Annotated in this window: 14 protein-coding genes and 1 pseudogene; 8 read left to right on the top strand and 7 right to left on the bottom strand. The window is 68.1% G+C overall.

Annotation, left to right across the window (positions count from 1 at the left end):
• Positions 1-17: 17 nt before the first annotated feature.
• The 3 genes from B8W69_RS17340 to B8W69_RS17330 form a co-directional block, all read right to left on the bottom strand.
• Positions 18-1,631 carry a flavin-containing monooxygenase gene (locus B8W69_RS17340; RefSeq protein ID WP_245843284.1) on the bottom strand — a complete coding sequence of 538 codons (1,614 nt, stop codon included), beginning with the start codon at positions 1,629-1,631 and terminating at the stop codon, positions 18-20.
• Positions 1,628-3,427, bottom strand: a complete 1,800-nt coding sequence (locus tag B8W69_RS17335) for a flavin-containing monooxygenase (RefSeq protein WP_085291036.1) — start codon at positions 3,425-3,427, stop codon at positions 1,628-1,630. The genes B8W69_RS17340 and B8W69_RS17335 overlap by 4 nt, the downstream gene beginning before the upstream one ends.
• Before the next feature lie 90 nt (positions 3,428-3,517).
• Positions 3,518-4,141: a TetR/AcrR family transcriptional regulator gene (locus B8W69_RS17330; protein WP_085291035.1), complete on the bottom strand. Its 624-nt coding sequence runs from the start codon at positions 4,139-4,141 to the stop codon at positions 3,518-3,520.
• A gap of 128 nt (positions 4,142-4,269) precedes the next feature.
• Here B8W69_RS17330 and B8W69_RS17325 point away from each other — a divergent pair, with 128 nt between their 5' ends.
• Positions 4,270-4,896, top strand: a complete 627-nt coding sequence (locus B8W69_RS17325; RefSeq protein WP_085291034.1) for a TetR/AcrR family transcriptional regulator — start codon at positions 4,270-4,272, stop codon at positions 4,894-4,896.
• On the opposite strand, the gene B8W69_RS17320 is transcribed toward B8W69_RS17325, so the two are convergent.
• The gene (locus B8W69_RS17320; RefSeq protein WP_085291033.1) at positions 4,858-5,331 is read right to left on the bottom strand and encodes a YkgB family protein; all 474 of its coding nucleotides are present in this window, start codon (positions 5,329-5,331) and stop codon (positions 4,858-4,860) included. The two genes, B8W69_RS17325 and B8W69_RS17320, sit on opposite strands and share 39 nt — an antisense overlap.
• 67 nt (positions 5,332-5,398) lie before the next feature.
• Positions 5,399-6,013 (bottom strand): TetR/AcrR family transcriptional regulator, encoded by a 615-nt coding sequence (locus tag B8W69_RS17315; RefSeq protein WP_085291088.1) that lies wholly within the window; start codon positions 6,011-6,013, stop codon positions 5,399-5,401.
• Positions 6,014-6,175: 162 nt separating this feature from the next.
• Between B8W69_RS17315 and B8W69_RS17310 the strand changes: the two genes are divergently transcribed.
• Positions 6,176-6,736, top strand: coding sequence for a pyridoxamine 5'-phosphate oxidase family protein (locus tag B8W69_RS17310; RefSeq protein ID WP_085291032.1), 561 nt, complete (start codon positions 6,176-6,178; stop codon positions 6,734-6,736).
• Here B8W69_RS17310 and B8W69_RS17305 read toward each other — a convergent pair whose 3' ends face one another.
• Positions 6,737-7,207: an SRPBCC family protein gene (locus B8W69_RS17305; RefSeq protein WP_085291087.1), complete on the bottom strand. Its 471-nt coding sequence runs from the start codon at positions 7,205-7,207 to the stop codon at positions 6,737-6,739.
• A 305-nt stretch (positions 7,208-7,512) separates the two neighbouring features.
• On the opposite strand from B8W69_RS17305, the pseudogene B8W69_RS17300 reads away from it, so the two are divergent.
• From B8W69_RS17300 to B8W69_RS17280, 5 genes and pseudogenes are all read left to right on the top strand, one after another.
• A pseudogene (locus tag B8W69_RS17300) lies at positions 7,513-7,699 on the top strand (SDR family oxidoreductase); the annotation flags it as partial.
• Positions 7,700-7,762: 63 nt separating this feature from the next.
• Entirely contained in the window at positions 7,763-7,975 is a 213-nt protein-coding gene (locus tag B8W69_RS17295; RefSeq protein ID WP_064886031.1) for a heavy-metal-associated domain-containing protein, read from the top strand.
• Positions 7,972-10,269: a heavy metal translocating P-type ATPase gene (locus B8W69_RS17290; RefSeq protein WP_085291031.1), complete on the top strand. Its 2,298-nt coding sequence runs from the start codon at positions 7,972-7,974 to the stop codon at positions 10,267-10,269. The genes B8W69_RS17295 and B8W69_RS17290 overlap by 4 nt, the downstream gene beginning before the upstream one ends.
• A gap of 173 nt (positions 10,270-10,442) precedes the next feature.
• Entirely contained in the window at positions 10,443-11,834 is a 1,392-nt protein-coding gene (locus B8W69_RS17285; protein ID WP_085291030.1) for an alpha/beta hydrolase, read from the top strand.
• Between the two features lie 255 nt (positions 11,835-12,089).
• Positions 12,090-12,899, top strand: coding sequence for a polysaccharide deacetylase family protein (locus B8W69_RS17280; RefSeq protein WP_085291029.1), 810 nt, complete (start codon positions 12,090-12,092; stop codon positions 12,897-12,899).
• Between the two features lie 7 nt (positions 12,900-12,906).
• Here the strand turns inward: B8W69_RS17280 and B8W69_RS17275 are convergent, their stop codons facing one another.
• Positions 12,907-13,374: a MarR family winged helix-turn-helix transcriptional regulator gene (locus B8W69_RS17275; RefSeq protein WP_085291028.1), complete on the bottom strand. Its 468-nt coding sequence runs from the start codon at positions 13,372-13,374 to the stop codon at positions 12,907-12,909.
• Positions 13,375-13,448: 74 nt separating this feature from the next.
• Here B8W69_RS17275 and B8W69_RS17270 point away from each other — a divergent pair, with 74 nt between their 5' ends.
• A complete protein-coding gene (locus B8W69_RS17270) occupies positions 13,449-14,393 on the top strand; it encodes an extracellular catalytic domain type 1 short-chain-length polyhydroxyalkanoate depolymerase (protein WP_085291027.1) in 945 nt (314 codons plus the stop codon).
• The last annotated feature ends 5 nt before the right edge of the window (positions 14,394-14,398 follow it).

Below are 14,398 nucleotides of genomic sequence, written 5' to 3'. Positions count from 1 at the left end.
CTTGTTCCGCCATACGATCAAACGGTTGATCCTCTGCGGCCCGACCTAGCTGCGGGCCACAGGTTCGTGGTGCTGTCGGTTTCGGTCTCAGGCAGCGTCGTCCGTCCGTTCGGCGCCCTACCGTGGGCCCACTCCCGTGCCCGCAGCCGCCAGGTCCGGCGCGCATACTCCACCTCGGTGTAGGGCCACTGGGTGACGATCCGGCCGGACGGCGATCGGAAGTAGCTGTCGCACTGCGTCCAGATGGTGCGCTCCAGGTCCGCGGAAAGCGCCTCGTTGTAACGCTTTTCGGCCTCCGGGCGCACGTCGAGGTATCCGCCGCGGCGCGCCAGCCGGCTCACCGCACTGGCGACCAGCCGCGCCCCGGCCTCGAGGATGTAGACGATGGAGTTGCCGCCCTGATTGGTATTGGGGCCGTAGAGCATGAAGAAGTTCGGGAATCCGCTGACCGCGACCCCCAGGTAGGCGCACGGGTCGTCACCCCAGTGCTCGTGCAGCTTGCGCCCACCGGCGCCGACGACGTCGATGCCGGACAGGTAGCGAGACGTCTCGAAACCGGTGGCCAGCACGATCGCGTCGACGTCGACTTCCGCACCCGACGCGGTAATCACCGAGGCGGGGCCGATACGCGCGATGGGGTCGGTGACCAGCTCGACGTTGTCGCGCTGCAAGGCCCGGTAGTAGTCGTCGCCCAGCAGCACCCGCTTACAGCGGAACGGATACTCCGGCGTCAGTGCCCGGCGCAGCGGTTCGTCGTCGACGGTACGGGACAGGAACGACGCCGCGATCTGCGTGCGCGCCATCACCACGGGGTCGTCGACGAAGGTCGCGGTGTTGTCGTGCTGAAACTTCCAGATCTGCCAGCGGGTGCGGCGCAGCGCCAGGGGGCTCCGCTTGAAGCGGGCCAATTCCGTTGCGCTGTAGGGGCGGTCGTCCTTGGGCACCATCCACGGCGGGGTGCGCTGGAAGACCGTGACACGGCCGGCGGTCTTCGCCAGCTCGGGCACCAACTGTACCCCGCTGGCGCCGGTGCCGATCACCGCGACGGTCCGGCCGGCCAGATCGAGGTCGTGATCCCATGCGGCGGTGTGCAGCACCGGGCCGGCGAAGTCGCGCAGCCCCTCGATATCGGGGAGCTTGGCGGAGCCGAACAGGCCGACCGCACACACGACGACGTCGGCGGTCAATGTGGCCGGCTGACCGTCGCGCTCCAGCTCGCAATGCCACGCGCCGGCGTGCGGGTCCCAGCGCACCGAGCGCACCATGGTGTCAAGCAGGAGATGGCGGCGCAGGTCAAAATCGTCGGCCACCGATTCCAGGTAGGCCAGTATTTCGGGCTGCCGCGCATAGGTGCGGCTCCAGGATGTGTTGGGGGCGAAGGAAAACGAGTACAGGTGGCTCTGAATGTCGCAGGCGGCGCCAGGATAGGTGTTGCGCCGCCAGGTGCCGCCGACGCCGTCGGCGCCCTCGATGATCACCAGGTCGTCGACGCCCGCGCGGCGCAGGGCGATGGCCGCGCCCAGACCGCCGAAGCCGGCGCCGATGATGGCCACCTTCGGCCCGCGCCGGCGCCGGGTCGCCGCCCGCAGCCGCCCAATGGCATAGAGCGCACGGGCTTTTCGGCTTGTCACGGTCTGTCCCCGGCGCGGCGGACCAGTAGGCCTTTCAGGTCGCCGTCGGCCCGCCACTGCTCCAGGATGTCGGCGTACTCGGTGGGTGCGCCGAAGAAGAAGCTGCCCTGTCGAGTCTTGGCGTCGGCCTTGCCTTCCCGGTTGTAGTAGCCGGGCGTACACGTCTTGGCGCGCTCCGCGCTCGCGACCGAGCGGGCCAGCACCGTGTCGACCCAAGCGGCTTCGGCGTCGGGTGCGGCCTCGATTTCGGTGATGCCGTCGGCGAGTGCGGTCGCGATGATCCACGCGACGTGGCCGGCCTGCACGTCGAGCAGGTACGGAAAGTTCACCGTCAGGCCTGCCTGGGCGATGCTTTCGATGAAGCAGTTCGGGAATCTGGTCGTGCACAGGCCCTGGAAGGTGCGCACCCCGTCGTCCCAGTGTTCGGTCAGCGTCACGCCGTCGCGGCCGATCAACTCGAATCCGGTGCGGCGACAATAATCCGTGCCCACCTCGAAACCCGTTGCGAAAATAAGGCAGTCGAGTTCGTAGGTCACGCCGTCGACCGCCACGCCGGTTTCGGTGATCCGCTGCACCCCGCGGCCGCGGGTGTCGACCAGGGTCACGTTATCTCGGTTGAACGTCTGCAGATACTCGTCGTGGAAGCAGGGACGTTTGCAGAAGTACCCGTACCACGGTTTGAGCGCCTCGGCGGTGGCGGGATCGGCGACGATCGCGGCGACGCGCGCCCGGATCTCGTCCATCTTGGCGAAGTCGGCCAGCTCGATGTCGCGGCCGCGCTGTTCGGGATCGGCGAGGCCGTCTCCGTCGTGACGCATGACCGGCAGCTTGCGGGTGATGCTCGTCCAGGCATCGGCGACCAGGTCCTGGTCGGCTTGACCTCCGGCGGTGAGGATCTGAAAATTCTGTATCCGCTCGCGCTGCCAGCCGGGCTGTAAAGCGTTGGCCCACTGGGGATCCGTGGCGCGGTTGGCCCGCACGTCCACCGAGGACGGGGTGCGCTGAAAGACGTAGAGCCGCTGGGCGGCAGCGGCCAGGTGCGGTACACATTGGATCGCCGTGGCGCCGGTGCCGATGATGCCGACGCGCTTGTCGGCCAGATGCTGCAGCTGCGCGCCGGTGTAGGCGTAGTCCCACCGGCTGGTGTGGAAGGCGTGCCCGCGGAAAGTGCCGAGTCCGTCGATGCCCGGGAGCTTCGGTTTGGCCTGATAGCCGTTGGCCATGGACACGAACCTGGCGCGCATCTCGTCACCCCGGTCGGTGCGGATGATCCACCGCGATTCCGCTGAATCCCAACGGATTTCCCGCACATCGGTCTGCAGGCAAGCGTCGCGGTAGAGGTCGTAGTGCTCGGCGATCCGCCGGCAATGCGCGAAGATCTCCGGGCCCTTCGCATACTTTTCGGTGGGCGTGTAGCCCAGCTCCTCGAGCAGCGGCATGTACACATACGACTCGACGTCACACGCGATTCCGGGATAACGATTCCAATACCAGGTGCCACCGACGTCGGCCGCCCGGTCGATCAGCCGCACGCTTTCGACGCCGAGCTGACGTAGCCGCGCCCCGGTCAACAGCCCGCCGAATCCGGCGCCGACGATGGCCACGTCCACCTCATCGGTGAGTGGCTCGCGGGCGTGGTCCCCGTCGGCCCACGGATCTTCGCCGAACCGGGCGAACGCGCCGGCCATCTCCACGTACTGGGCAATGCCGTCCGCGCGGATGCGGCGCGCACGTTCTTCGGCGTACCTGCGTCGCAGCGCGTCGACGTCAAGCGTCTGGCCAACGGTCTGGGTCACGGCCTCGGGTCCTCTCCGTGGCCTCGACCCTATAATCAATCGCTTGATCATATCAAGGGCGCGCCGGCGCAGAAGACCGTTTACCGGCGACTATGCCGGCGAACCCGTGCCGAGCAGGGTGCCCCTGATCAGTTGCTTCGCCGACGCCAGTGCCGCGTGATAGTCGTGGGGCGCGAGCGTGGCCGCCAACTCGGTCAGGCCGTAGATCAGCGCGTAGACCGCCTCGGCGACGCCGCTCCGGTCGGCACGGCCGGCGAGCCCGCCCTCGCGGAACGCGCCCTCGACTATGCCGTCGATGATTCCGCGGAACGCCTGAAACTCGCCCGTTGCCGTGGCGTCGACGGCGATCGCGTTCTCCGCCCGGATCACCCACTCGAACGCCGCGAGGTCGGGGTACTCACGCATCAGCCGGCCCGATTCGTCGAGCACCGCTTCGAGGCGCGCGATCGCGTCGCCCGGGCCAGCGGCCGCCCGGCACAGTCGCGGCACCGCGATGTCGGTCCGTGCGGCCACCGCGGCCTTCATCAGTTCGGACTTGGTCGGAAAGTAGTTGTAGAGGCTCGCACTGGTCACGTTCGCGGTGCGGGCGATCTCGCGAATCGTCGCGCGGGCGTACCCCGCCGTGGCGACGCACCGCATGGTGGCGACGATGATCCGCCGGCGTGTCTCCTCGCCGCTGGCACCGACCGGACGCCCGCGTTGCGCCCGTGTCACGGTGCTGCCTGCACTGGTCGCATCCTGTCCGTCGGCCGATAGTTCCGACAGATCGAATATAATCGGACGATCAATTCGGTGTCGGCGCGGAGGTACGCGGTGGGTGACCGACGGACCCAGGGCGCGGGATGACCGTCACTGGGCCGCAATTGGGCCGGCCGGTGGGCGCCGATGCCGAGCAGACCCGGGCACGGATCATCGCCGCGGCGATGCGCTGTGTGGCCGAGGCGGGACGCACCCGGGCGACGATTCGTGAGATCGCCCGCGCCGCAGACATAACCAGCGCCACCTTGTATCACTACTTTGCGAACAAGTCCGAGTTGCTCGAGGCCACCGTCGGCGAGATGGACCGGATCGCACTCCCCCGATTGCGGGCCGCCGCCGCGCGGGCCGACACCGTCGTCGATCGCCTCGCCGCGGTGCTCGACGAGTCGAGCCGGTTGATGCGCGACTATCCCGACCTGGCCGCCTTCGAGCGGGCGATGCGCGTGATCGGCCACGAACACGGCACCCGATTGCAACAATCCGGGCCGAAAGCATTGCGCGACACCATCACTGAGATCATCGGGGACGCCCGAGCGCAGGGCGCGCTGCCCGCCGGCACCGATCCTCACGCCGCGGTGAATGCGATCCATGCGCTGACGCGCGGGCTGACGGAACGGGCGGCCAGCCTCGGCCCGGACGCTTACGCCGCGACGCTCGATTCGGCCAAGGGACTACTGCGGGGAACGCTCTTTACCGACGGCCGTCAGTGATTCGCCCAACGTCCACAACGCGACGCCGAGCAAGACCAGATCCTTGAGCAGAGATTGGCCCGGTAGCGCCGAGAGCACCGGAAAGCCGTGGGCGTGGGTTACGACAACACCGGGGGCGGTGAACAGAAAACTCAGCGTACCCAAAAACAACACCACCGCCAGTGCGCTGCCCGCGGCCGACACCCGCGGACACAGCGGCCGCAGCGCGATGAGAAGGGCGGCAACGATTTCCATCGTTCCGAGTGCACGCGCGACGAAGGTGACGCTGAAGACGTCGTAGACCCAGCTCATCAACGGGCTGTGCTGAATCAATACCCGGGCTTCCATTTTCTCGTACTTGCCCACTCCGATCCACGCCAGGACGAGCACCAGGCCGTAGCGGCTGCCGAGGTGTCCCCACCGGGTCAGCGCCGGCGCCAGGGTGTGGTCGATCATCGGGCGACGTCCTTTCGGGGGTAGAACGGGGCATCCGCCCAACCCACGGTTCAGGCCGCGTTCGCGTTCACTTCCGCAACCGCTCGAGGCCCGCGACGATGAGCCGCAACCCGAAAGCGAATTCGTCGGCCAACGGGACGGGCAGGTCGTCGGCGACGGTGACCGTCGCGGGAAAGCGGGACGGATCGAGTCGGTGAAACACCGCCGAGAGTTCGGCGTCTCGTTCACCGTCGTCCGCCGCCGTGCCGGACAGCTGGATCGCAAAGCCCAGGACGTAGCGGGCCAGCGTCGCGTACGCGTGGGCCGCCACCGCCGGTGGAAAGCCGTTGTCGAGCAGGACGGCCAGGCAGCGCTCGCGGTTGGCCAATGCGCTCGGCCCCATCGGCGTGTATTCGATCAACAGGGGCGCGACATTGCCGTGCCGGCTCAATGCGTCAAACATGTGCTGCGCGAACAAGGTACAGGCGTCTTGCCATGGCAGGGCGGCCAGCTCTTCCGCGTCGAGGTCGACCTCCCCGAGGATATGGTCGATCACCAGGGAGACCAGTTGCGACCGATTGGAGAAGTGGCGGTACAGCGTGGCCGTACCCGACTTCAGTCGCTGCGCCAGCGAGCGCATCGACAATGCCTCGGGCCCCTGTTCGTCGACGAGTTCGACGGCCGCGGCCAGGATGCGCTCCACCGGCAGGGCCGGGCGGCCGCGGGACCGGCGCCGCGGCCGGTTGGTGTCACTCACATCACTCACCGTGGCGCTCCTGCCGCTTGACACGCCCATACATTACGGAGACACTGTATTCATAAATAACGGATGGATCAACCTCCTTGACAGCAAGGAACATTCGCCATGCTCCTCCCCCTGGCGGCAGAGCCCTTCACCGCTCCCACCGACCGCGACATGCTCCCGTCCGAACGACGCGAGTTCGTGCGCACACATCGCACCTGTGTATTCGGCTACCGCCGCCGCAACGACGGCCCGGCGATGTCGATCGTGTACTACATCCCCACCGACACCGGCGAATTGCTCGTCTCCACGATGGCCGGCCGTGGCAAGGCCCGCATCGTCGAACGCGATCCCAAGGTGAGCCTGTGCGTCCTCGACGAGCGCTGGCCGTTCGCCTATCTGCAGGTCTACGCGGACGCCACCATCGACCGAGACCGGGACCTGGCGGTCGACGTGATGATGGCGGTGGCCGGCCGGATGTCCGGCCAACCACTCGGCGACGAGGCCCGCCCGCACATCCGGGACATGTGCGAACGCGAGAACCGCGTCGTCATCCGCTGCCGGCCCTACTCCACCTTCGCAACGCCGCCACGCCATCTGCACCGCAACGACCAGGCCAGCGAACTCAGCCACTGGGTCTCCGGCGTGATGCCTTGGGACGCAGCCGATCCGACGGCGGGGTGATCACCCCGCGTAGCGATCGCGCAACTTGCTCAGCGTCGCTTCGATGCCCGTCGCGTTCGCCTTTGCGAAGCCCATCCGCTCGTAGTAGTTCAGCTTGTTCTTGAGCGTGCCGGCATCGCGGTAGTCAAAGGTCTCGGTGACCTGGGTCAGCGTCGGCGACAGCTTCTCGAATTCCCACCGCCAACGGTGGCCCAACGGGTGGCGCCATTCGATGAGTTCGTTTTGCGTCAGTGCGGTGATCGTGCTGGTGATCCGGTAGGGAAGGCCGAACATCTTCATGTGTGTCGAAAACTTCGAGCCCTCAAGCAGTTGTTCCGGCACGGTGATGTTGTCGCGCACCGTGCCGGATCCGTCCAGCTCGTGGTGACGGCGTGGATCGGCCACCAACGCAAACAGCTCCGCGGCGGGAGCGGCCACCTCGACCCTGCGGGTCACCTGGCGGGGACCCCGGTCGACGACAGTGACGGTCATGATGTCTCCTTCCGCTACCCGGCAGCGTATCCGGGCCGCCGGCCAGAAGCCTGATTTGGTCAACCGCGCGACCTCTTCGCGCAACACGATTCCGATCTTCGTCGCGAATTCGCGGGGCAGCTCGAGTGCCGAGCACGCGGCCACGCCGAGCTGGTGGTTGATCTCGGGTTCGCAGATCGGGCGCACCGCAGGCGTTCCGAGACATCATCGACGGCGAACGCGGGGGCTCGATGATCCTGATCGGTTCGGCCGCCGACGAATACCCGCACCTGCGCGGCATGCACAAACCACTGCTGCCCGAAGGGGGCGAGACCCAGGAACGACAGAACGGACATCGCGCTGCAGCAGGCCTTCCTGATGTTCGGCAAGACCAGCCGGCTGGGCAGGCCGGACGACCTGGCCGCGATCACCGCGTTCCTGCTGTCCGACGAGGCCGAATGGATGACCGGTCAGGTCTGGTACATCGGCGGCGGATCGCACCTGCGGCAATAGGCCGCTCCGCCCGGCAGGCAGAATGGTGTGGTCAAGACTGCCGGGGGATCGAGAAGGAGCGGCATGCCCACCAGCGAATATCAGGTGAGCGGAATGAGCTGCGGCCACTGCGAGGCCGCGGTCCGTAGCGAGGTGGCCCAGATCCCGGGCATCGACGACGTGACGGTCAGCGCCGCCACGGGCAAGCTCGTCGTCACCAGCGCACAACCCATCGACGCGGACGCCGTCCTCGGCGCGGTCGACGAGGCCGGCTATGAGGCCGTCTTGGTCGCATGAGCACGCCCCCACGGCAGATCGACGAGGGCGCCCTCCCCGATAACCCCGCATCACCTCTGATTGAGCTGGACGTCACCGGGATGACCTGCGCCTCCTGCGCGGCCCGGATCGAGAAGAAACTGAACAAGCTCGACGACGTCTCCGCCACCGTCAACTACGCAACCGAGAAGGCCACCGTGACGGCCCCCGCCGGTTACGACCCGCGGATTCTCATCGGCGAGATCGAAAAGGCCGGCTACGGGGCCGCCGTGCCGCAGCGCGCGCCGGAGCCCGCCCGGGACGCGGCGGCGCCGGATGACCCCGAACTGACCTCGCTGCGCCGGCGTCTGATCACCGCGATCGTGCTGGCCGGCCCGGTCATCGCCATGGCCATGCTTCCCGCCCTCCAATTCCCGCACTGGCACTGGCTTTCGCTGGCCCTGACCACACCGGTCGTGGTGTGGTGCGGCCGGCCGTTCCACGCGGCGGCCTGGACCAACCTCAAACACGGCGTGGCCACCATGGACACCCTGGTCTCGCTCGGCACCCTGGCGGCATTCCTGTGGTCCGTCTACGCCCTGTTGCTCGGGACGGCGGGCCAGCCGGGCATGCAGCACGACTTCGAGCTGACCGTCGGGCGCGACGGCGCCCCGTGCCACGTCTACTTCGAAGTCGCCGCGGGCGTGACCCTGTTCGTCCTCGCCGGGCGCTATTTCGAAAGGCGGTCCAAGCGGACGGCCGGCGCCGCGCTGCGCACGCTGCTGACGCTGGGCGCCAAGGACGTCGCGGTGCTGCGCCCCGACCTTCAAGGCAGCGAAACCCGCGTCCCGATCGAACGGCTCGCGGTCGGCGACGAGTTCGTCGTGCGTCCCGGCGAACGGATCGCCACCGACGGGATCGTCGTCGCGGGTGCCTCGGCCGTGGACGCCTCCATGCTGACCGGCGAGTCCGTCCCGGTCGAGGTTGGCGAGGGTGACGCCGTCACCGGCGCCACCGTCAACGCGGGCGGTCGGCTGGTCGTCCGGGCCACCGGGATCGGTGACGACACCCAGCTCGCACAGATGGCCAAGCTCGTCGAGCGGGCGCAATCCGGCAAGGCCCGGGTACAGCGCCTCGCCGACCGCGTCTCGGGGGTGTTCGTGCCCGTGGTCATGGCGCTGGCGGTAGCGACCCTGGCCGGCTGGCTCGCGGCGGGCTTCTCGCTCACCACCGCCCTGACCGCCGCCGTCGCGGTGCTGATCATCGCCTGCCCGTGCGCCCTCGGGCTGGCGACCCCGACCGCCCTGCTGGTCGGCACCGGCCGCGCCGCTCAGCTCGGCGTGCTCATCAACGGGCCCGAGGCGCTGGAGTCGACCCGCAACGTCGACACGATCGTGCTCGACAAGACCGGCACCGTCACCACCGGCAAGATGACCCTGGTCGACGCGATCGCCGCGGCCGGGACCGACCGCACCACCCTGTTGCGCTACGCCGGTGCCCTGGAAGACGCCTCCGAGCATCCCGTCGCGCGGGCCATCGCCCGGGGCGCCACGGCGCAACTCGGCGCGCTCCCGGCACCCGCCGATTTCATCGGGGTCAACGGCAAGGGTGTGCGCGGAATGGTCGACGGTCGTGCCGTCGTCGTCGGGCGCGAGAGCCTGCTGACCGAATGCGGAATCCGCCTCGACGCGACCCTCTCGGCGGCCAAAAACCGCGCCGAGAGCGAGGGCAAGACCGCTGTCGCCGTCGGCTGGGACGGCCTGGCCCAAGGCATCCTCGTGGTCGCCGACGCCGTCAAGCCGTCCAGCGCCGAGGCGGTGCGGCAGTTCACCGCGCTGGGCTTGACGCCGGTGCTGCTAACCGGGGACAACGGCACCGTCGCCGCCCACATCGCCGACGAACTCGGCATCGCGCAGGTCATCGCCGACGCAACGCCCGCAGACAAGGTCGCTGCGGTCAAACGCCTGCAATCCGAGGGCAAAGTGGTAGCCATGGTCGGTGACGGCATCAACGACGCCGCGGCGTTGGCAGCCGCCGACCTGGGCCTGGCTATGGGCACCGGCACCGACGTCGCGATCCAGTCCGCCGACCTCACGGTGGTCCGCGGTGACCTGCGTGCCGCCGTCGACGCGATCCGGCTGTCCCGGCGAACCCTGGCCACCATCAAGACCAACTTGGTGTGGGCCTTCGGATACAACCTGGCCGCCATCCCCCTCGCGGCGCTGGGCATGCTCAACCCGATGTTCGCCGGCGCCGCGATGGCGGCCTCCAGCCTCCTCGTCGTCGGTAACAGCCTGCGGCTGCGCTCTTTCACCAGCGTCATCGGCGACGCGTGAGCAGCGGATCCAGGTCCGCGCGCATCCGGTCGGCCCACACGCAGAAACGGTCGGCTGACAGGCCACGTTGGTGTGGGATAGTTGGTCCGGCCGCCGCCTTCGGTGACCCCGACCGGCCCTTCGATACTCACCTCACCCGCGCGCAGCGATCGATCTAGCAAAGGTCACGACCGTTGGAGCAGTTCTTCGGACAACTGTCCCTGTTGCACGGCTGGTTTCCACCGGCCGTGCAGGGCCTGGCGCTGCTCGTGCTGCTCGTCGCGATTCAATGGCGCACACGAAGCTGGCTCAAGCGGGTGCTGCCGGTGGCCCTGACCGCGGGCGTCGCGGTGACGCTGCTGGCCCGGTGGTACATCACTTCGCTCGGGGTGGCTGGCGATCCGGCACCGACCACGCTGTGGCTCTGGATCGCGATGAGTGGCCTGGCCACCGCCGTCTTCCTGGTGGGGTGGCGGGGAATCCGCTGGTGGCGGCGCGGGGTGGCGGTGCTGGCGATACCGCTGTGTGTCCTGTGCGCGGGCATGGCGCTGAACGGCTGGGTGGGCTACTTCCCCACCGCGCTCGCCGCGTGGAATCAGCTGACGTCCGTCCCACTGCCCGACCAGATCGACCGGCTGCGAGTGACCGAGATGCAGGTCGCCGGAACCAAGCCGACCAAGGGCGTGGTGGTGCCGGTGGACATCGACGACAACGGCTCGCACTTCGCCCACCGCCGCGAATTGGTCTACCTGCCTCCCGCATGGTTCAACACCAATCCGCCGCCTCGGCTGCCTGCGGTCATGATGATCAGCTCCGCGTTCAACACCCCGGCCGACTGGCTGGGCCCCGGCGGCGCGTTCACCGCCATCGACAACTTCGCGGCCGCACACCACGGCTTCTCCCCGGTGTTGGTGTTCGTCGATCCGACCGGTTCCTTCGACAACGACACCGAGTGCGTCAACGGCACCCGCGGGAATGCCGCCGACCATCTGACGAAGGACATCGAGCCCTTCATGGTGTCGAACTTCGGTGTCAGCGCCGACCGGGCGAACTGGGGCGTCGCCGGATGGTCGATGGGCGGGACCTGCGCCGTGACCCTGGCCGTCATGCATCCCGAGCTGTTCAGCGCGTTCGTGGACATCGCGGGTGATCGCGGACCCAACGGCGGCTCCAAGGATCAAACCGTCGCCCGGTTGTTCGGCGGCAATCACGACGCCTGGGCCGCCTTCGACCCGGTCACCGTCATGACGAAGCACGGTCACTACGACGGCCTGTCGGGTTGGTTCGACGTGCCCGGCTCGGACGGGGCGCACAACGTCGCGCAGGAAGGCAATCCGGCCCTGATCGCGTCCAGCAGCGATCCGGCCGCCAACCCCGAGGGCCAGGACATCGCGGCGAACTCGCTGTGCGCCGTCGGCACCGCCAACGGCATCGCCTGCGCTGTGGTCACCCAGCCGGGCAAACACGACTGGCCGTTCGCCGCCGAGGCGTTTGCCACGGCGCTACCCTGGCTGGCCTCGACGCTCGGCACCCCTAATACCGAACCGGTCCAGCTGCCGCAACGGGCCGCCGGCGAACCGCGCTAATTGCCGCTGGTCGACTCGCGTTCACTGACGCGAACCGAAGTCGGCGAGAATTCACAGCTGACCCTCCCGTAACGCAGCCGACATATCAGCACCACGAATGGTACGGTTCGCTGCTGTGGCCTCGATGTTTCGCACCGACGACGGTTCCCACGCGGACCCGCTGGTTGGGCAGCACGCCACAATAAATGCGCGAATACTCGGGCCGAATTCGCCATTTCTGTTATCGCATTTGTTCGACGCCCTCGCTTGTCAGTTATGAACCGTCGTCAGTTCCTCGGATCGCTCGCCGCCTCGGTCGTCGCCGGGGTAGGCGCTGCGCGGCTCATCGTCGATCCGCAGCCACGCACGTTCGCCCAGACTCCGGCGGCCGACATACCGACCTCCGGCCCGACCGCCCCGCAGGCCCTGCTGCCGCCTCCGCCACCGAGCGCCCGCATCCCGCTGCCCGGCGGCGGCGCCCTGATGAAGATTCCCGGCGACGGCGATCTGCTCGCGCTGACCGTCGACGACGGCGTCAACAGCGAGGTGGTGCGGGCCTACACGCAGTTCGCCAAGGACACCGACATCCGGCTCACCTATTTCGTCAACGGCATCTACGACTCGTGGACCGAGAACCTGGACATGCTGCGGCCGTTAGTGGACAGCGGGCAGATTCAGCTCGGCAACCACACCTGGTCACACCCGGACTTGACCACGCTGACGAAAGAGCAAGCCGCCGAACAGCTCTCACGCAACGATGGGTTTCTGAAGAACACCTACGGGATCGGCGCCAAGCCGTATTGGCGGCCGCCGTACGGGAAGCGCAACGCCGCCGTCGACGCGGTGGCCGCCGACCTCGGTTACAAGGTCCCGACTTTGTGGTCGGGATCGCTGTCGGACTCGACGTTGATCACCGAGGAGTACATCGTGCAGATGGCCGATCAGTACTTCACACCGCAGTCCATCGTGATCGGGCACCTCAATCATCTGCCGGTGACGCATGTCTATCCGCAACTCGTCGACATCATCCGCGACCGGAACCTTCGCACCGTCACGCTCAACGACGTGTTCCTCAAAACGCCGTAACGGGCGGCTAGTCAACCGATTTCGGCGTCGTCTCGGCCTCACTTGCGAGCAGCGCCTTCAGGGTCTCGCGTAACTCCCCCAGCCGTCGCTCGCCCAGCACGTCGGTCCACCGCTGCTCCACAGCCAGTGCGTTGGAACGCATTACCTGCAGCGCCCGGCGGCCGCGCGCGGTCAGCTCGATGATGCGGGCACGCGCGTCCACCGGGTCGGGAACTCGGGTGACGTAGCCATGCCGCTCCAGGGCCGCTATCGCCTGGGCCACCGCCTGCCGACTCACCCTGAGGCGATCGGCCAGGTCTGATGCGTGCAATCCGCCCGCCGCCAGTGGCACCAGGGCGACCGATTGCGCGGGGCGGATCCCGTCGAGGCCGGCCGCGGCGAAGGCCGCGCGCAAGTGCGGGCCCCCGGCGGCGGCGACCAGGTTCACCAGCGCCGGAACGGTGGGCTCCCACCCGGAACCCGGTTCCTGTGCCATGTCGACAGTCTGCCATCCGGAGGCAGATTGACAAGTTACTTGTCGAAACTCGCGATCGGTGCCACGCTGTGCTCATGCGATGGGGATGGATCCGGGTGGCGAGCGTTTGCCTGCCACCCGTTCTGGTTGTCGTGCTGGGCGGATGTCTCGGTGGCGGTCATGCGATGGGAATCCCGGGCGCGCAATCGATCCCGGTGGGCCAATCCACGCAAAGCATCTCGTCGGGCGGAGCGAACAGGACCTTCCACCTCTATCGGCCCCAGGGGCTCGGCGAGGCCGTGCCGGTGGTGGTGATGCTGCACGGCGGCTTCGGCAACGGCGCGCAGGCCGAGCGTTCCTACCACTGGGACGCCGAGGCGGACGACGGACACTTCCTGGTCGCCTACCCCGACGGCCTCAACCGGGCCTGGAACGCGGGCACCTGTTGCGGCGAGCCCGGACACCTCAACACCGACGACGTCGGATTCATCTCCGCGATGGTCGGCGCCATCGAGCGGGAGATCCCGGTCGATCGCGCGCGGATCTATGTCACGGGCATGTCGAACGGCGCCATGATGGCGCTTCGCCTGGGCTGCCAGTCCGACACCTTCGCGGCGATCGCACCGGTGGCCGGCACCCTGCTGACCGACTGCTCTGCGGCACGGCCGGCATCCGTCCTGCAGATCCACGGCACCGCCGACGACCGCGTGCCGTATGACGGCGGTCCCGGAAAGGCGTTCGCGATCAACGGATCCCCGCGCGTCGACGGCCCGTCGGTGGAATCCGTCAACTCCACCTGGCGCGCCATCGACGGATGCGGGGCGCCGAGCTCGACCACCGCCGGCGACGTAACCACCCAGACTGCGGGCTGCGCCGACGGGCGCACCGTGCAGCTGATCTCGGTGGCGGGGGCCGGCCATCAATGGCCCGGCGGTGAGCCGAGTCCCCTGGCGGAAAAGGTCGCCGGCATTCCGGCGCCGTCAGCGGCGCTGGATGCCACGGACACCATCTGGCAGTTCTTCAGCCAGAAACATCGGTAGCGAAA

The organism is Mycolicibacterium vulneris (assembly GCF_002104765.1).
GTDB lineage: Bacteria > Actinomycetota > Actinomycetes > Mycobacteriales > Mycobacteriaceae > Mycobacterium > Mycobacterium vulneris.
This window is presented reverse-complemented; position numbering and strand designations above follow the sequence as displayed.